The following is a 16,786-nucleotide window of genomic DNA, read 5'->3' on the forward strand; positions in this document are numbered from 1 at the left end:
ACCGATCACTGGGACGTTGTTGACATGAACATTACCCGCGGGTTTACGTCTAAGGCATGACGCGCTGGACACGCACAGTATTGGCCTGCACCGCCGTCACGATGGGTCTGGTCGCTTTGGCCGGGCCCGCGCTGGCGGACGACCCGGAAACCGCCGTTCCGAACAGCGGCACGCTCACCTGGACACTCGAAGGCACCGTCAAGGATCTGAAATAGCACGGCCCGTCCCGTGTTCGCGGTGGCTCGGCACCGCGAGCAGGTGACGAGCCCCGCATACCGGTCGGTAGTCGCCAGGGCCAGAATGGCGGCATGGCGACTGCTGGTGAATGGATCGAAGGGGCACGCCCGCGGACGCTGCCCAACGCGGTGGCGCCGGTGGTCGCCGGAGTCGGCGCGGCGGTCGCGCTCGAAGGCTTCTCCTGGCCCCGTTCGGTCCTCGCGCTGCTGGTTTCGCTCGCCCTGATCGTCGGCGTCAACTACGCCAACGACTACTCCGACGGCATCCGCGGCACCGACGAGAACCGCGTCGGCCCGCTGCGCCTGGTCGGCTCCGGTGTCGCGAAGCCGAAGGCCGTACTGGCGGCCGCCCTCGTGGCCCTCGGGCTCGCCGGGGTCCTCGGGCTCGTACTCGTCGCGATCAGCGGGCTGTGGTGGCTGCTGGCGATGGGCGCGGTCTGCATCCTCGGCGCCTGGTTCTACACCGGCGGCAAGAAGCCTTACGGCTACTACGGTTTCGGCGAGATCGCGGTCTTCGTCTTCTTCGGGCTGGCCGGCGTGCTGGGCACGGTGTACGTCCAAACCGGACGGCTCAGCTGGACGGCGCTCGGCTGCGCGGTCGCCGTCGGCGCGTTCTCGACCGGCGTCCTGACCGCCAACAACCTCCGCGACATCCCGACCGACATCGAGTCCGGCAAGCGCACGCTCGCCACCCGGCTCGGCGACAAGGGCACCCGTCGGCTCTACCTGGCGCTGATCGCGGTGCCGTACGTCGTCAGCGTGCTGCTCTCGTTCGTGACGCCGTGGGCGCTGCTCGGCCTGCTGACCGCGCCGCTGCTGGTGAAATCGGTCAAGGCCGTGGGCGGTGGCGCGCAGGGGCGGGCGCTGATCCCGGCACTGCGGGACACCGGCCTCGCGATGCTGGGGTGGGCGATCCTGACCGCGGTCGCACTGGCCCTTTAGCGTCTCGTGAGTGGTAGGGGTCCGTGAAGAACCGTTTTTTACCACTCACGAGGCCCGCTACAGCTGCGGCAGGAACTTCCCGCTCATCAGGAACTCCTGGTACATCTCCTGGTACGGCGCGATGTCGATGTTCTTCCGCGCCAGCCACTCGTCGTTGTAGTACGTGTTGGCGTACCGCTCGCCGCCGTCGCACAGCAGCGTGACGACGCTGCCCGCCTGGCCCTCCGAGATCATCCGCGAGATCAGCGTGAACGCGCCGAAGAGGTTCGTCCCGGTCGAGCCGCCCGCCCAGTGCCCGGTGCGTTCACGCAGCAGCCGGATGGCCGCCAGCGAACCGGCGTCCGGCACCTGCAGCATCTCGTCGATCACGCCGGGCACAAACGACGGCTCGACGCGTGGCCGCCCGATTCCCTCGATCCGCGACGGCATGCCGGTCGCGTAGTCGAGCGCGCCGGTCTCCCAGGCGCCGAAGAACGAAGAGTTCTCCGGGTCGACGACGGCGATCTTCGTGGTGTGGCGCTTGTAGCGCACGTAGCGGCCGAAGGTCGCGCTCGTGCCGCCGGTCCCGGCGCCGACCACGATCCAGGTCGGCACGGGGTGCCGCTCGGACTGCATCTGCGCGTACACCGATTCGGCGATGTTGTTGTTCCCGCGCCAATCCGTCGCGCGCTCGGCGTAGGTGAACTGGTCGAGGTAGTGGCCGTTGCACTCCGAAGCGAGCCGCTCGGCCTCCGGGTACATGTCCGGCGCGCGGTCCACGTAGTGACACTCGCCGCCATAGAACTCGATGAGCGCGATCTTCTCCGGCGAAGTGCTCCGCGGCACCACGGTGATGAACCGCAGTCCGAGCATCCGCGCGAAGTACGCCTCCGATACCGCCGTCGAACCACTGGAAGCCTCGACGAGCACGGTGTTCTGCCCGATCTGGCCGTTCACCAGGCCGTACAGGAACAGTGAACGCGCGAGCCGGTGCTTGAGCGAGCCGGTTGGATGGACGGACTCGTCCTTCAGGTAAAGATCGATGCCCCAGTCCGCGGGCAGCGGGAAGACGTGCAGGTGTGTGTCCGCGCTGCGGTTCGCGTCGGCCTCGATGATGCGGACGGCTTCGCGGACCCAGCTCCGGCTGTGCAGCCGGCTCACGCTGTCCCGTCCACCCGGTCGCCGCGCAGCTGGGAGCGCAGTTCGGCACGAGCGCGAGCGCGCTTTTCGTTGCGGCGGGCGAGCCCGGCGGTCACGCGCGCGTTCAGCGAGCGGAACAGCAGCAGGCCCAGCGGCAGCCCCACGACCAGGCCGATCAGCATCGCGACCAGCAGCGGGACGTTGGCCAGCAGCAACCCGCCACCGATGACCCCGACCAGGAAGAACCTGGCCAGCACGTACAGCGTCAAGTCACGGGCGAGGTGATCGGCGGTTTCCGGATTGTCGCTCACATCAACGCAGGCTACGCGTTGCCGTTGCGGCCGTCCTCCAGGCCCGCGCTGTTGGGCCGTCCTTCGAACCGGGTCGAGAGCACGACGGTGGTGTTCGTCCGGCCGACGCCGGGGATGCGCCGCAGGCGGTTGAGCGTCGCCTCCAGGTTGTCGACGGTCGCCACCCGCACCTTGACGACGAACGCCTCGTCACCCGCGACGGCGTAGCAGCTTTCGACCTCGTCGAGCGCCCCGAGTGCGGCCGCGACGTCCTCGTCGCTCGCCGTGTCGGTGGGGTGGATGCCGACCAGCGCCGTCACCCCGAGTCCGACCGTGCTCGGATCGACCATGGCGTGGTAGCCGGTGATCACGCCGGCGGCCTCGAGTTTGCCGACCCGCTCGTGCACCGATGAGGCCGAGAGCCCGACAGACCGGCCGAGGTCGGCGTAGGTAGCCCTGCCATTCTCACGCAATGCCGCGATGATCTTCCGATCCACCTGGTCCACCGCTACACCTTAGGTGCCACGGCCCGATTCGCAGGACCAGGGCGCGTTTTCGTACATCCGTGACAATGTCGCGGTTGTCGGTTTTGACCTTTAAGGGCTCTTTACTGTTGGACAACCGTTCGAGTACCTGACGGGTGAGATGCAACGATTGCCGTGTTGGCTACCCGGCACGACGGCTTCCGGTTAGCAGTGGAGCTGTGAAGGAGGCGGAAAATGACCGCGACGATGGGCGGAAGGTTGCTCACCCCCGGCGAAGTGGCGGCCCTGTTCCGGGTTGACCCCAAGACCGTGACCCGCTGGGCGACCGCGGGCCGGATCGGCTCGATCCGCACTCCCGGTGGGCACCGCCGGTTCCGTGAGGCCGAAGTGAACGAGCTCCTCGCCGAACTCACCACCGACGCCAGCGAGCCCGCCCGCAAGGTCTGACCTCGCGCTTTCAAGGCACAAGCCCTTGAAATAAGACTCCAGTGACGAAGGGCGCAAAGCGACCCTTCGTCACATTGGGGTATCCATGAGTCCCCCCGCACGCGGCAAAGAGGCTAGCCTCGTGGGACTGAGCAACGTCCTCCACGCGGAAAGGGACCGAGCATGATCTATTTGCTCGCGGCCATCGGAGCGCTCACCGTCGCCGTTGTCTTGTGGCGCGCGTTCGGGATCGAGCGTGTCGGGGTGCCCTCGACGCGGCCGACCTTGGCCCCGGACGACGACCCCGACTTCCTGCGCAAGCTCGGTGAGCAGCAGCGCAAAGGTAAAGAGGAAGACAAAGACTAGGGCTGGACCTGGCGGTACTGCTGGCCTCCGAAGCCGTCGGCGACGGTGGCGGCCAGTTCCAGCAGCGCGAGCCGGGTGTCCGCGTCGAGCCGGTCCAGTTCGATCTCGGCGCCCTCTTCCAGGTGCGGATCGAACGGGATGCGGCAGACCGACCGAACCCGCGCGCCGAAGTGCGCGGAGAGCTTGTCGAGGTCGACGGAGCCGCCCTTCGGCCGCACCGAGTTGATCACCGCGACGGAGCGTTTGACCAGGTCACCGTAGCCGTGTGCCTCCAGCCAGTCGAGCGTGGCCGAAGCACTGCGTGCCCCGTCCACGGAGCCTGAAGAGACCACCACCAGCGCGTCCGCGACGTCCAGGACGCCCTTCATCGCCGAGTGCATCAAACCGGTCCCGCAGTCGGTGAGCACGATGTTGTAGAAATGCTCCAGCAGGTCGACCGTGCGCCGGTAGTCGTCCTCGGAGAACGCCTCGGAAACCGCCGGGTCCTGCTCGCTGGCGAGGATCTCCAGCCTGCTTCCGCCCTGCGAGGTGTACGAACGGACGTCGCTGTACCTGGTGATCTTGTCCGCGTCCCGCAGCAGGTGCCGGACGGTCGCGGTGGTCTCGATCGGAATCTTCTGCGACAGCGTCCCGCGGTCCGGGTTCGCGTCGACGGCGACGACCCGGTCACCGCGCAGCGACGCGAACGTCGAGCCCAGCGTGGTGGTCGTGGTGGTCTTGCCGACGCCGCCCTTGAGGCTCAGCATCGCGATCTTGTAGCACCCGCGCAGCGGCTGGTTGATCTGTGCGATCAGTTCACGCTTGCGGGTGTCCGCCGGGCTCTCCCCTGGGTTGAGGAGCTTCCCCGTTCCCACGTACAGCGCCTTGCGCCAGCCCGACTGCGGCTTGCGCTTCTGCGGCTTGACCAGGCTCGCGGTGGCGAGTTCGTCGGGGAGCGCGTGCCTGCCCTGCGGTTGCGGGAGCCCCGGAACCGCAGGCTGGAGGACAGCCTGCTGCTGCGGCGCGTACTGCTGCTGAGGTGGGTACTGGGCGGCCTGCTGAGGCGGGTACTGGGCGGCCTGCTGAGGCGCCTGCTGGAGTTGCTGAGGCTGTTGCTGAGGGTGCAGCGGGGGCAGGTTCTGGTCGTAGGGCTGCTGGTACTGCCCGTGCGACGGCTGCGGTAGCGGCGGCTGGTGCTGCTGAGCGGGCTGCGGCGGCTGAGCGGGCTGCTGCGCGTACTGGGCCTGCTGGGCCTGCTGGACCTGCGGTGGGTACTGCGGCTGGACGACCTGCGTCGGTTCCGCCTCGAAACCCGCGGCCGGATGCGGCGCCGAATCCGTCCTGTCCTCGGAGAACAACTCCGAAGGCTGGACCTCCTCGGTGGGTTCGGGGTGGCCAGGAGCCGATTCTTCGCTGGGTCCGGTCACCGCTGAATTCCTCCTCCGCGCACGTCTTCCCCCGTTACCTCAGTATTGACGGTAGTCGGCTCGCGTGCAGCGGCGACGGTCAGCCCCCGGCGTAGGAGTGCAGACCCGACGTCACCAGATTCACGAAGAACATGTTGAAGATCGTCGCGGAGAATCCGACGATGTTGATGATCGCGGCCCGCTTCCCGCGCCAGCCCGCGGTGGCACGGGAGTGCAGGTATGCCGCGTAGACCACCCACGCCACGAAAGCGACGGTCTCCTTGGGGTCCCAGCCCCAGAACCGGCCCCACGCCGCCTCGGCCCACACCGCGCCGCAGAGCACGCCGAAGGTGAAGACCGGGAAGGCGAAGATGGTGGTGCGGTAGGCGATGCGGTCGAGCACGTCCGCGGCGGGCAGCTTCGAGCCGAACTTGGCGAACTTCGCCGGGTCGTCGTCGTGGGCGGCGCGGAAGAGGTACAGGACGCTCGCGACACCCGGCACCAGGAAGACACCCGAACCGATGATCGCCGCGGAAACGTGGATGATCACCCAGTAGGACTGGAGCGCGGGCTGCACCGGCGCGGCCGTCGTGTACAGCATGGTGCCGTTGACGAACATCAGGATCACGACCGGCAGCAGCAGGAAGCCGGTGAGGTGGCGGACCGGGAACTTCCGCATGATGACGAGCCAGGTCACGACGGCGACGAAGGTCGTGGCCATGCCGTATTCGTAGAGGTTGCCCCACGGCGCGCGGTGCACGGCGAGCCCGCGCAGCACGATCGCGGCCAGGTGGAGCAGCGCGGCCAGCACCAGCAGCGCGGTGCCCATGCGGCCGATGCGCTCGGGGCGGCCGATCTCGCGCGGGGGCTCGATGGGCGTCCCGTAAGCCGGCGGCGTCGACGGCGGACCACCCGCGCCGACCAGGTCACGGGAACGCTGGATGCTGCGCTCCGCCGCGAGGCGGCCCTTCGCGCCGAAACCCTGCTCGATGAGGGCGAACATCAACGCGATGACGTAGATCGCCGTCGCGGTGGTATAGGAGTAGTCGCTGTACTGGGACAGCGTCTCGTTGATGATCGGCATGACCTCTAGTTGCCTCTCTGCCCCTGGACCAGCTTGTCGCTGATTCGCTGGAACTCTTCGCCGTAGCCCGCTTGATCGGTGCGCGCCAGCCCGGCGACCTCGATCACGGTACCTGTCCCGCCGTCGCGCGCCGGGGTCACCCGGATCCACACGCGGCGCCGCTTGACCAGCAACGATCCCGCCAGCCCGATCAGCATCGCGACCGCGCAGACCAGCACCCAGCCCTGCACCGGGTCGTGCGAGACCTGGATGGCCACCCATTCCTGCACGCCGTCGAAGCGGACCTTCGTGCCGTCGTCCAGCACGGTCTCCTGGCCCTGGTCCAGATTCTGCCGGGTGAGCTTCTTGAGCCTGCCGTCCTCGACGAGCGACTGGTCGATCTGGAAGATCGACTGGCCGCGGCCGGCGTCGAGGCCGAGGTCACCGCGGTAGATGTCGACGGCCACGGCCGGCTTTTTCGCCTCGGGCCGCGACGACGTCAGCACGTTGCCGTGCATGAACGCGGTCGGGGCGAGCAGACCGGTGATCGCGAGCTGCCGGGTGCGGCGTTCGATCGGGTCGGTGATGCCGGGCTGGTCGATCTTCGTGGCGCCTTCGGAGAGCTTCGTCGGCTCGTCGGCGGGACGCCACGGCGTGATGTTGGTGCGGACGGTGCCGTCCGGGAAGGTCACCGTGAACTTCGGGGAGTAGCCGAAGTTCAGCAGGTAGACGCGGTCGCCCGCGGTGCGCAGTGGCGAGTTGACCTCGAGCCCGTACGGCTTCCACGCGCCGGTCCGCAGGTCTTCGCCGGACTGGTACTCCATGGTGGAGTGGTAGTAGTTCGCCTGCCCGGCGTCGGTGTAGCGCGCCTCGAAGTCCTTCAGGCGGATGCAGAAGGGGTTCAGGTCGGTGCCGTCGACGCGGAGACCGGCGTTGAAGGTGTCGTAACCGAGGATCCCGGAGTTGCACCACTGGCTGTTGTCGGCCTGGACGATGACCTGGCCTTCGTAACCGAACAGCTTGCCCAGCGCGAAGAAGACGATCAGGCCGAGCATGCCGAAGTGGAAGACGAGGTTGCCGGTCTCGCGGAGGTACCCGCGTTCGGCGGAGATGCTCCGGACGCCGTCGGCCTCTTCGCGCTCTACGCGGCGCCATCTCTTGAGCAGCGCGTGCGTGTCCTTCATGACCGCGTCGGGAGTCCGATCGGTCGTGGTGGACAGGTGGTGCGGCATCCGCGTGAGCTTGCGCGGCGTGAGCACCGGCTTCGCGCGCATCGCCTTCGCGTAGTCGAGGCTGCGCGGCGCGAGGCAGCCGATGAGCGAGACCATCAGCAGGAGGTAGATCGCCGAGAACCAGACGCTGCCGTAGACCTCGAAGAACTGCGTGCGGTCGAGTAGTTCGCCCCACCAGCCGTGCGCGGCGATGTACTCGTCGGTCTTGGCGACGTTGAGGTTCCGCTGCGGCAGCAGGGCGCCGGGCATCGCGGCGAGCGCGAGGAGGAACAGCAGCACCAGAGCGGTGCGCATCGACGTCAACCCGCGCCAGGTGTTGCGCAGGAAGGCGAGGACCCGCTTCAGCGGTGTCTGGCGGTATTCGGTGGTCACAAGGGCAGCCTGAGGTCGTTCACGAGGGTGTTCCGGATCCAGCCGATCATGTCGCCCCACAGCCCGGTCACCAACAGGATGCCGACGATCATCAGCAGGACCCCGCCGAAGACCTGCACCTGACGGCCGTGGCGGCGCAGCCAGTCCGTCGCGCGGACGGCCCAGCGGGCACCGACCGCGATGAGGAGGAACGGGACGCCGAGGCCGAGGCAGTACACGAGGATCAGCGCGTAACCGCGGACGGCGGCGCCGCCGGTGGCGCTGGCCAGGGTGGTGACCGCGGACAGCGTCGGCCCGATGCACGGCGTCCAGCCGAGCCCGAACACCGCGCCGAGCACCGGCGCGCCCCACAGTCCGCCGCGCGGCACGCGGTGCGAACGGAACTCACGCTGCAGTCCCGGAATCCAGCCGAGGAAGACCAGCGCCATCGCGATCGTCAGCACGCCGCCGAGGCGCTGGAGGAGGTCCATGTTGAGCTGGACGACGTCGGCGATCCACACCAGCGTCCCCAGCGTCACCACGAAGACGACGGTGAACCCGAGCACGAACAGCGCCGCCGCGCCGACAACGGCGTAACGGCCCTTTTTGCGCTCCTCGTCCGGGCTGACCGCGGGGGCGTCCGCGCCGACCAGCGCCGCGAGGTACGCGAGATACCCCGGCACCAGCGGGACGACGCAGGGCGACGCGAAGGAGATCGTCCCGGCCAGCAGCGCGACACCCGCGGCGAGCAGCAGCGGCCCGGAGAGCGCCAGCTCGGTTACCCCCGTCGCCAACGTGGCCACGCCTCTCGAGGAGTTACAGCGTTCACACAAAGGAGCGTAGGCAGTGTGGTCGAGGTGAGAACGCCGGGGCTTGCCCAACGGGACCTACGTCGCACCCGATCAGGACGTTGGTCCCGTCCGTCCCGCCCGTCGCGGTGCCTGCCGCAAGTAGAGGACTACTTGCGGTCGGGCAGGGGCGGAGAAAGAGCGGGACACGCGTCCGTCCCGCGTTTCGTCCTCTGGTTGCGGTAGATGCACGCGCAACTACCGCAACCAGAGGACTACTTGAGGGTGTCGGGCGGCGTGAGCGAGATGGTCGGGAAAGCGGACGCGGGCGCCGGCTTGGGACGGCGGTCACGGAACACCCAGCCGCCTGCCAGGCCGCCGAGGAACCCGAAGAGGTGCGCCTGCCAGCTGACCCCCGCGTCCTGCGGGAACAGGTTCGTGAACTGGTACGCGAAGCACAACGCCATGACCAGGCCGATCACGATGTCGATCTTGTGCCGGTCGAAGATCCCGCGTACGAGCACGTACCCGAAGTAGCCCATCACCAGGCCGCTCGCGCCGACGCCGACGGTGCCGGAGTCGTGCAGGGCCCAGGCGCCGAGGCCGCTCGTCACCGCGATCAGGACAGTGACACTGAGGAACTTCTTCACTCCGCGATACGCCGCGAGGAACCCGAAGATGAACAGCGGCCCGGAGTTGAACTCGATGTGTCCCCAGCTGGCGTGCATCAGCGGCGCGGTGAGCACGGTCGGCAGCGAGCTGATCTCCCGCGCTCGTGTCCCGTATTCGAGGGCGAGCTCGTAGCCGTCGAGCGCGTTGTAGATCTGGATCAGCCAGAGGACCACGAGCACGCCGACCATGACCCAGAGCGCCTTCTTGGCCTCCGCGATCATGGCCTCGGCGTCACGTTGTCCGGATCTGGATACGTCTGAAGCAGTCGTCATTTCCTTCTCCCCAGTTCAGAGCCGCTCCACGCGGCGGAATGAGGAGGATAGCCAGCCCGTACGACAGGAGTGAGGGGGCGCCGGAACTCGGCGGGCGGTTCACCCCTCGGCCAGCCGCGTTTCGTCCTCTGGTTGCGGTAGTTGCGCGTGCAAGGACCGCAACCAGAGGACTAAATGGCGTCAGGCGGGTTCGGCGACCAGGCGTTCGACGACGGGCAGCAGGTCCGAAGCCAGCAGGTCCCGCAGGAACACCGCCGCGACGCGGTGCTGTTTGTCCAGCACGATCGTCGACGGGATGATGTTGCGCGGGTAGCCCGAGAGCTGCAGCAGCGTCCGCCCGGACGGGTCGTAGATCGACGGGTACGTCAGCTTCCGGTCCCGCATGAAGTCCTGCGCCGGGGTCCGGTCGTTGTCGCGCAGGTCGATGCCGACCACCTGGACGCCGGACGCCTTGGTCCGGTCGTAGACCTTCTGCATCTCGGGCGCCTCGACGCGGCACGGCCCGCACCACTGGCCCCACAGGTTCAGCACGACGACCTTGCCGGGGAAGTCGGCGATCGAGAGCTGTTCGCCCTCGTTCATGAGGTCGTCGCCGGACAGCGTCGGCGACTGCTGGCGGTCCGCGACGTCGTAGGTGATGTCGACCTTCCCGCCCGGCGACACGAAGTTGAAGCTGCCGCCGGTGACGACGGCGTCCTTGCCGGTCGTGCAGCCCGTGACGACGAGCAACAGCACCGCCAAGAACGCCAGCGTCCGCTTCATGCCCCGGTCACCTTCGGGTCGGTCGTGCCGGCGGGCTCGCTGTAGACGATCCGCACGAGTTCCTCGCCCTCGAAGACCAGGCTGGTCAGCGAAGCGAGCGAGCATTGCCGGACGCGCGGGTCGTGCCAGAGCCGCTTTGCCTCCAGGAACCGGCGCACGGTCCAGATCGGCAGCTGGTGCGAGACGCACAGCGCCTCGTGACCCTCGGCCGCCTGCCGCGCCCGGTAGATCGCGCCGAGCATGCGGTGCGCGATCTCGACGTACGGCTCGCCCCAAGACGGCCGGAACGGGTTGACCAGCTTCGGCCAGTGCTTCGGCTGGCGAAGGGCGCCATCGCCGACGGCGACGCGCTCGCCTTCGAACTGGTTGTCCGCCTCGATGAGCCGGGCGTCGGTGTCGACGTCGAGCCGGTGCGCGGCGGCGATCGGCGCCGCGGTCTCCTGCGCGCGCTGAAGCGGCGAAGCGACGACGTGCGTGATGTCGTGCTTCGCGACGGCTTCGGCGACTGTCAGCGCCTGGCGCTGGCCGCGGTCGGAGAGCTTGAAGCCGGACAGGCGGCCGTACAGGATCTTGTCCGGGTTGTGCACCTCACCGTGGCGAAGCAGGTGCACGATCGTCGTCTCGCTCACGCCTGGACCGCCTCGGCCGCGGCGCGAGCGGCCACGCGCAGCGCGGAGGAGATGATCTCGAATTCGGCGTCGCCCATGGCCGCGTTGACGAACCAAGCCTCGTACGCGCTCGGCGGCCCGTAGACGCCGTTGTCCAACAGTGCGTGGAAGAACGCCGGGTACCGCCAGGTCTCCGAGGCTCGCGCGCCCGGATAGTTCGTCACCGGGCCGTCGCTGAAGAACACGCTGACCAGGTTGCCCGCGTACTGCACGGAGTGCTTGACCCCGGCCTCGGTCAGTGACCGGTCGAACAGGTCGCCGAGCCGCTTCGCGTTGGCGTCGAGGGCCGCGTACACGGCGTCGTCGGCCGCGCGCAGGGTCGCGAGCCCGGCGGCGACGGCGACGGGGTTCCCCGACAGCGTCCCCGCCTGGTACACCGGCCCGCCCGGGGCCAGCTTCGCCATCACGTCGGCGCGGCCGCCGAAGGCCGCGGCGGGCAGCCCGCCGGACATGACCTTGCCGAAGGTGTACAGATCACCGGCGACGCCTTCGAGGCCGAACCAGCCCGCCTTCGAGACGCGGAACCCGGTCATCACCTCGTCCATGATCAGCAGTGCGCCGTGCTCGTGCGCGAGCTCCTTGAGCCCGGCGTTGAAGCCGTCGGCCGGGGCGATGGCGCCCATGTTGCCCGCGGCGGCTTCGGTGATGATCGCGGCGATCGAACCGGGGTTGTCCACAAAGGACTTCCGGACCGCGTCGAGGTCGTTGTAGGGCAGGACGATCGTGTCGGCCGCCTGCGCGCCGGTGACGCCGGGCGACGTCGGGAGGCCGAGCGTCGCGACGCCGGAGCCCGCTTCGGCGAGCAGCGCGTCGACGTGGCCGTGGTAGCAGCCCGCGAACTTGATGATCTTCGCCCGGCCGGTGAACCCCCTGGCCAGCCGGATCGCGCTCATCGTCGCCTCGGTGCCGGAGTTGACCAGGCGGACCTGCTCCACCGGCTCGACGCGCCCGATGATCTCCTCGGCAAGTTTGACCTCGCCGAGGGTCGGTGTGCCGAACGACAGCCCGTTGACGGCGGCTTCGCGCACGGCGGAGACGACGGCCGGATGCGCGTGCCCGAGGATCATCGGCCCCCACGAGGAGACCAGATCGACGTAGCGGTTGTCGTCGGCGTCCCAGAGATACGGACCCTCGCCGCGCACCATGAACCGCGGGGTGCCGCCGACGGAGTTGAAGGCCCGCACCGGGGAGTTCACCCCGCCGGGGACCACGGCTTTCGCTCGTTCGAACCATGCCTTGGACTGATCGACTCCGGTAGTCACGCCCCCAGTCTCGCAAATCCCGGATGACACCCCTCGCCGAGTCCTCGCGGTTCCGGGCGCGGCGTGACCGGCCCCACTAGGGTGGGAGCACTCCTGTCGAACCCTCGCGGAGGAATCAACGTGTCCACGGTGCCGCCGCCGAGCCATCACCGCCGCCTGCGCTGGCAGGCGCTGGCCGGGTTCGTCGCCATGGCGGCGATCGTGGGCGGCGTGGCCGCGCTGGCCGTGGCCACCCGCTCCGAGACGCACTCCGCGCTGGCCCGCCCGTCATGGGCGCCACCGGGCTGGCTTTACGGTCCGATGTGGTCGGCCCTGCTCCTCATGGTCGCCGTCGCGGGCTGGTGCTACTGGCGGACCGACGGCGAAACGCGCGGCTTCGCCTTCTACGGCGTGTGCCTGCTGCTGACCCTGCTGTGGACGCCGTTGTTCTTCGCCGGCGGCGCGCATGTCCTGGCACTGGCCGACGTCGTCGTGCTGGACTTCGTCGTACCCATCACGATGATGGAGTTCGTCCGCCGATCGCGGCTCGCGGCCTGGCTGCTCGTGCCGTACCTGCTGTGGCTGCTGTTCTCGACGGCGGTCAACGCCGCCGTCGTCTGGCTCAACTGAGCTCGGGTTTCTCAGTACTGGGGTACCTTCGGCTTGCGTCCCTTGGCCCGGACGGCGAGCAGGAACTGGCGGATCGCGTCCACCACCAGGATCGCGGCCAGGACGCCCAGCCCGATGGCACCGGCGAGCGGACCACCGAAGTAGCGCTGCGATTCGAGGGTCGTCGTTTCGCCGTAGCTGATCAGGACCGGGACGACACCGGCCTTCCAGCACGCGAAAGCACCCCACACCGCGAGCGCGGCCAGTATCAGTTCGACGGCTCCCACCAGAGCGCGCAGGGGTTTGTGCAGCCGGGCCGAGGGCCGGGTGTCCTCCGGTGGCCACAGGTCGGCCCCGGTCGGCTGGGGAAGGTCGATCACAGTGAGCAGCTTCTCATGACTCTGTGGTGCGAGCACGCACCAAATCCTCGAGAGCCTCGCGAAGGGCGTCCGGATCCTTGGCCCAGGCGCGGACGAAGACGCCGTCGTCGAGCTTCAACCCGACCTCTCCGTGCTTCTTGGGGATCGTCCAGCCGCCCCCGAGTACCCGCGAACCGACCGGCGCCTCGTCGTCTTCGAGGACCTCGGTGATCCGGGCCGCCTCCAGGGTCTCCCTGCCCTGCCGGAAACCGTCGGCGGTGACTTCGAGCGAGAGGTACCGGCGGCGGGCGTACACCCACGGCACGGTGATCAGCACCAGTCCCGCCGCGACCAGAATCCACGCCAGCCAGTGGACCGGCCCACCGGTCGCCAGTTCGGCGAGCAGCCCGGCGAGGGCGAACAGCGGTGCCCACAGCAACGCCGTCCAGCCGACGCCGGGTTCGCCGTAAAGAGCCGGCTCGGGCGTCATGGCAGCTCGCGCCCGGCCTTCGGGAAGTAGCCCGCGACGCTGGGCAGGTACATCAGGATCAGCGCGATCACCGCCAGCAACGTGCCAAGGACCACGAAAATCGCGCCGGCGAGGTAAAAGAGCCCGACGAGCGCCAGGACGACCGCGAGAACGGTCAGCACCGTCCGGGCCGAACGCGTTCCTTCCCTGGCCTTGTAGGCGAATAGGGCGAAGAGCAGGGCGAAGGTGATCGCCCCGACGAACAGGTTCAGGATCAGTCCGTCGACCCCGTCGACGATCCGCGCCGGATCGACCTTCAGCGCGGGGTCGCGTTGTTCGGCATTCTGCCGGGAGAACTCGTCGATCACCGTCTGCCTGCCGATCAGCAGGTAGACCGGCCCTGCCAACAGGAAGAGACCGGTGGTGATCCACAGCCAGAACGAGATGGCGACCGGCTTCGGCACGGTGGGCTTCGGCGCCTCCTGGCCGGGGAGGATCGGGTCGGGTGCCCTCCCCCGCCTGCGGCGCTCGTCGTCCGTTTCGTCGGCTCTGCTGTCGCTCACGGTCGGCAGCCTACGTGGTCCGGCCGGTCAGTCGAGCCAAGCAGCGGCTTCGGCTGCCCAGTAGGTGAGGATCATGTCCGCGCCCGCACGGCGGATCGACGTCAGCACTTCGAGGATCGTGCGCTCGCGGTCGAGCCAGCCGTTCGCCGCGGCGGCTTCGACCATCGCGTACTCGCCCGAGATGTTGTACGCCGCCACGGGAACCGGCGACGCTTCGGCCGCGGCCCTGATGACGTCCAGATAGGACAGTGCGGGCTTGACCATGACCATGTCCGCGCCCTCCGCGATGTCCAGCTCGATCTCGCGCAACGCTTCGCGCACGTTGCCCGGGTCCTGCTGGTACGTCTTCCTGTCGCCCTTCAGCTGCGAGTCGACTGCCTCACGGAAGGGGCCGTAGAACGCGCTGGCGAACTTCGCCGAGTAGGCGAGGATGCCGGCGTCGGTACGGCCGGCCCGGTCGAGCGCGCTGCGGATCACGCCGACCTGCCCGTCCATCATCCCGCTGGGCCCGAGCAGCTGCGCGCCCGCTTCCACCTGCGCTAATGCCATTTCCGCGTACAAGCGCAGGGTCGCGTCGTTGTCGACACCGCCTTCGGCGTCAAGGACGCCGCAATGGCCGTGATCGGTGAACTCGTCGAGGCACGTGTCGGCCATCAGGACCGTCGAGTCGCCGAGTTCGGCCCTCAGGTCGCGCAGGGCGACGTTGAGGATGCCGTTCGGGTCGATCGCGCCGGTGCCCTCGGCGTCACGGGTCTTCGGGATGCCGAACAGCATCAGACCGCCGACACCGGCGTCGACCGCGTCGACGGCGGCCTTGCGCAGTGTGTCGCGAGTGTGCTGGACGACGCCCGGCATGCTGGAGATCGGGTGGGGCGTGTCGATGCCCTCGGCCACGAACATCGGGAGGATCAGCTGGCGCGGGCTCAGCGTCGTCTCACCGACCAGCCTGCGCATGGCCGGAGTGGTACGGAGCCTGCGGGGACGATGCTCAGGAAACACCCTTACGAAGGTACTCCGGCTCGCTTGAGAACCGGTCCGCAGGCGCGATGAACGGCTCGTTGGTCCGGTCGGGCGGCGAAACCTAAGGGATGGCAAAGAATCACCTTTGCCCGTTTTGCCATCGGTGTGACGCGCGTTACGTTCCACCTCATGTCAACGGTGACCGACCAACTGGAAGAGCCGCCCGTCGGCTGGCGCGCACGACTGCGCCAGGTCGGGCCAGGGATCATGGCCGCGGCGACCGGGGTCGGCGCGGGCGACCTCGTCGCGACGATGGTGGCCGGATCGCGCTTCGGGTACACGCTGCTGTGGGCGGTGCTCGTCGGGACGATCTTCAAACTCGCGCTGGCCGAAGCCGTCGGCCGCTGGCATCTGACGTCGGGCCGGACGATTCTGGCAGGCTGGCGGACGCTGGGGATCTGGGCGCTGATCTACTTCGGGATCTACGCCGTGATCTGGGGATTCGTCTACGGCGCGACCGCGATGTCGGCGTCCGGTCTGCCGCTGAACGCGCTCTTCCCCGCGCTTTCGGTGCGGTACTGGGGGATGATCTGCGGCCTGCTCGGCTTCGCGCTGGTGTGGTTCGGCCGCTACGCGATCATCGAGAAACTGATGACGGTGCTCACCGGCGTGATGTTCGTGACCGTGGTCGGGACCGCGATCCTCGTCATGCCGAACTTCACCGCGTTGTTCGAAGGCGCCGTCCCGTCCCTGCCCGACGGCTCGCTCGTCTACGTCCTCGGTCTGGTCGGTGGCGTCGGCGGCACGATCACCATGGCCGCCTACGGCTACTGGACGCTCGCGAAGGGTTGGCGTTCGGCGAAGTGGCTGCCGATGATGCGCACCGACAACGCCGTCGGGTACGTCATGACCGGGATCTTCGTGATCGCGATGCTGATCATCGGCGCGGAACTGCTGCTGGGTCAGAAGATCATCTCGGGTGACAAGGGCCTGCTGTTCCTCGGTGACACGCTCGCCGCGGACTACGGGCAGTGGGCGCGGATCCCGTTCCTCATCGGCTTCTTCGCGGTCTCGTTCACGTCGGTGATCGGCGTCTGGCACGGCGTGAGCCTGCTCTTCGCGGACTGGTGGCGCATCCTGCGGCTCCCCGCGAACAAGACGGAAAGTGTCGAGGCGTATGAGAAGAAGGCCGGAGAACGCAGCCCCATGTACCGGGCTTACGTGCTGTGGCTGACTTTTCCGCCGATGGCGTTGCTGTTCCTGGATCAGCCCTTCCAGCTCACCGTGATCTACGGCGTACTGGGCGCGTTGTTCATGCCGTTCCTGGCGGGGACGTTGCTGGTGCTGATGAATACGTCGCGGGTGCCGCGGGAAGGGCGGTCCGGCTGGATCTCGAACGGGCTGCTGGGGATTTGTCTCGCGATGTTCGCTTACCTCGCCTACACGGAGGTGGTGAAGTTCTTCAGCTGAGGACACCGGCGAGTGAGGTCGATCTCGACGTGAGGTCCGGAGCTGTCGGGACGCCTTA

General features: G+C 68.3%; 21 protein-coding genes. 6 read left to right on the top strand and 15 right to left on the bottom strand.

Translation table 11 applies throughout. The features are described from left to right. The first annotated feature begins 56 nt into the window (after positions 1-56). Both ACM6LR_RS03480 and ACM6LR_RS03485 read left to right on the top strand, forming a co-directional pair. Complete coding sequence (locus ACM6LR_RS03480) at positions 57-215, top strand: hypothetical protein (RefSeq protein ID WP_414936062.1); 159 nt, start codon at positions 57-59, stop codon at positions 213-215. A gap of 93 nt (positions 216-308) precedes the next feature. After that, on the top strand, positions 309-1,178 hold the full coding sequence (locus ACM6LR_RS03485; protein ID WP_414936063.1) for a 1,4-dihydroxy-2-naphthoate polyprenyltransferase: 870 nt from the start codon (positions 309-311) through the stop codon (positions 1,176-1,178). 57 nt (positions 1,179-1,235) lie between these two features. Here ACM6LR_RS03485 and ACM6LR_RS03490 read toward each other — a convergent pair whose 3' ends face one another. The 3 genes from ACM6LR_RS03490 to ACM6LR_RS03500 are packed head-to-tail and all read right to left on the bottom strand — an operon-like array spanning position 1,236 to position 3,093. Next, a complete protein-coding gene (locus tag ACM6LR_RS03490; RefSeq protein ID WP_414936064.1) occupies positions 1,236-2,318 on the bottom strand; it encodes a PLP-dependent cysteine synthase family protein in 1,083 nt (360 codons plus the stop codon). Beyond that, positions 2,315-2,608, bottom strand: a complete 294-nt coding sequence (locus tag ACM6LR_RS03495) for a DUF4229 domain-containing protein (RefSeq protein ID WP_414936065.1) — start codon at positions 2,606-2,608, stop codon at positions 2,315-2,317. Before ACM6LR_RS03495 ends, ACM6LR_RS03490 begins: the two co-directional genes overlap by 4 nt. Before the next feature lie 11 nt (positions 2,609-2,619). Further along, entirely contained in the window at positions 2,620-3,093 is a 474-nt protein-coding gene (locus ACM6LR_RS03500) for an Lrp/AsnC family transcriptional regulator (protein WP_414936066.1), read from the bottom strand. 213 nt (positions 3,094-3,306) lie between these two features. Here ACM6LR_RS03500 and ACM6LR_RS03505 point away from each other — a divergent pair, with 213 nt between their 5' ends. Both ACM6LR_RS03505 and ACM6LR_RS03510 read left to right on the top strand, forming a co-directional pair. Then, on the top strand, positions 3,307-3,519 hold the full coding sequence (locus ACM6LR_RS03505; RefSeq protein ID WP_005151795.1) for a BldC family transcriptional regulator: 213 nt from the start codon (positions 3,307-3,309) through the stop codon (positions 3,517-3,519). A 162-nt stretch (positions 3,520-3,681) separates the two neighbouring features. Then, on the top strand, positions 3,682-3,864 hold the full coding sequence (locus ACM6LR_RS03510) for a hypothetical protein (protein WP_414936067.1): 183 nt from the start codon (positions 3,682-3,684) through the stop codon (positions 3,862-3,864). Here the strand turns inward: ACM6LR_RS03510 and ACM6LR_RS03515 are convergent. The 8 genes from ACM6LR_RS03515 to hemL all read right to left on the bottom strand — a co-directional run bounded on the left by ACM6LR_RS03515 (position 3,861) and on the right by hemL (position 12,319). Beyond that, complete coding sequence (locus ACM6LR_RS03515; protein ID WP_414943132.1) at positions 3,861-5,270, bottom strand: MinD/ParA family ATP-binding protein; 1,410 nt, start codon at positions 5,268-5,270, stop codon at positions 3,861-3,863. The two genes, ACM6LR_RS03510 and ACM6LR_RS03515, sit on opposite strands and share 4 nt — an antisense overlap. A 79-nt stretch (positions 5,271-5,349) precedes the next feature. Continuing rightward, entirely contained in the window at positions 5,350-6,333 is a 984-nt protein-coding gene (gene ccsB / locus ACM6LR_RS03520; RefSeq protein ID WP_414936069.1) for a c-type cytochrome biogenesis protein CcsB, read from the bottom strand. A gap of 5 nt (positions 6,334-6,338) precedes the next feature. Continuing rightward, on the bottom strand, positions 6,339-7,838 hold the full coding sequence (locus ACM6LR_RS03525; RefSeq protein WP_414937073.1) for a cytochrome c biogenesis protein ResB: 1,500 nt from the start codon (positions 7,836-7,838) through the stop codon (positions 6,339-6,341). 74 nt (positions 7,839-7,912) lie between these two features. Further along, positions 7,913-8,698 (bottom strand): cytochrome c biogenesis CcdA family protein, encoded by a 786-nt coding sequence (locus ACM6LR_RS03530; RefSeq protein ID WP_414936070.1) that lies wholly within the window; start codon positions 8,696-8,698, stop codon positions 7,913-7,915. A gap of 260 nt (positions 8,699-8,958) precedes the next feature. Continuing rightward, positions 8,959-9,627 carry a rhomboid family intramembrane serine protease gene (locus ACM6LR_RS03535; protein ID WP_414943133.1) on the bottom strand — a complete coding sequence of 223 codons (669 nt, stop codon included), beginning with the start codon at positions 9,625-9,627 and terminating at the stop codon, positions 8,959-8,961. Positions 9,628-9,807: 180 nt separating this feature from the next. After that, on the bottom strand, positions 9,808-10,389 hold the full coding sequence (locus tag ACM6LR_RS03540) for a TlpA family protein disulfide reductase (RefSeq protein ID WP_414943134.1): 582 nt from the start codon (positions 10,387-10,389) through the stop codon (positions 9,808-9,810). Continuing rightward, a complete protein-coding gene (locus ACM6LR_RS03545; RefSeq protein ID WP_414936073.1) occupies positions 10,386-11,018 on the bottom strand; it encodes a histidine phosphatase family protein in 633 nt (210 codons plus the stop codon). Before ACM6LR_RS03545 ends, ACM6LR_RS03540 begins: the two co-directional genes overlap by 4 nt. Beyond that, positions 11,015-12,319, bottom strand: coding sequence for a glutamate-1-semialdehyde 2,1-aminomutase (gene hemL / locus ACM6LR_RS03550; protein WP_414943135.1), 1,305 nt, complete (start codon positions 12,317-12,319; stop codon positions 11,015-11,017). Before hemL ends, ACM6LR_RS03545 begins: the two co-directional genes overlap by 4 nt. A gap of 120 nt (positions 12,320-12,439) precedes the next feature. Between hemL and ACM6LR_RS03555 the strand changes: the two genes are divergently transcribed. Then, positions 12,440-12,928 (top strand): TspO/MBR family protein, encoded by a 489-nt coding sequence (locus ACM6LR_RS03555; RefSeq protein ID WP_414936076.1) that lies wholly within the window; start codon positions 12,440-12,442, stop codon positions 12,926-12,928. An 11-nt stretch (positions 12,929-12,939) separates the two neighbouring features. On the opposite strand, the gene ACM6LR_RS03560 is transcribed toward ACM6LR_RS03555, so the two are convergent. From ACM6LR_RS03560 to hemB, 4 genes are read right to left on the bottom strand one after another with little or no spacing between them, the layout of a single operon-like run. Continuing rightward, positions 12,940-13,323, bottom strand: a complete 384-nt coding sequence (locus ACM6LR_RS03560) for a hypothetical protein (protein WP_414943136.1) — start codon at positions 13,321-13,323, stop codon at positions 12,940-12,942. Next, positions 13,301-13,756, bottom strand: coding sequence for a hypothetical protein (locus ACM6LR_RS03565; RefSeq protein ID WP_414943137.1), 456 nt, complete (start codon positions 13,754-13,756; stop codon positions 13,301-13,303). The genes ACM6LR_RS03560 and ACM6LR_RS03565 overlap by 23 nt, the downstream gene beginning before the upstream one ends. Continuing rightward, on the bottom strand, positions 13,753-14,298 hold the full coding sequence (locus ACM6LR_RS03570; protein ID WP_414943138.1) for a hypothetical protein: 546 nt from the start codon (positions 14,296-14,298) through the stop codon (positions 13,753-13,755). The genes ACM6LR_RS03565 and ACM6LR_RS03570 overlap by 4 nt, the downstream gene beginning before the upstream one ends. 27 nt (positions 14,299-14,325) lie before the next feature. Continuing rightward, entirely contained in the window at positions 14,326-15,297 is a 972-nt protein-coding gene (gene hemB / locus ACM6LR_RS03575) for a porphobilinogen synthase (protein WP_414936080.1), read from the bottom strand. 150 nt (positions 15,298-15,447) lie between these two features. Between hemB and ACM6LR_RS03580 the strand changes: the two genes are divergently transcribed. Next, entirely contained in the window at positions 15,448-16,728 is a 1,281-nt protein-coding gene (locus ACM6LR_RS03580; RefSeq protein ID WP_414936081.1) for an Nramp family divalent metal transporter, read from the top strand. The last annotated feature ends 58 nt before the right edge of the window (positions 16,729-16,786 follow it).

It is taken from the genome of Amycolatopsis sp. cmx-11-32 (assembly GCF_047608695.1).
In the GTDB taxonomy this organism is placed as follows: domain Bacteria; phylum Actinomycetota; class Actinomycetes; order Mycobacteriales; family Pseudonocardiaceae; genus Amycolatopsis.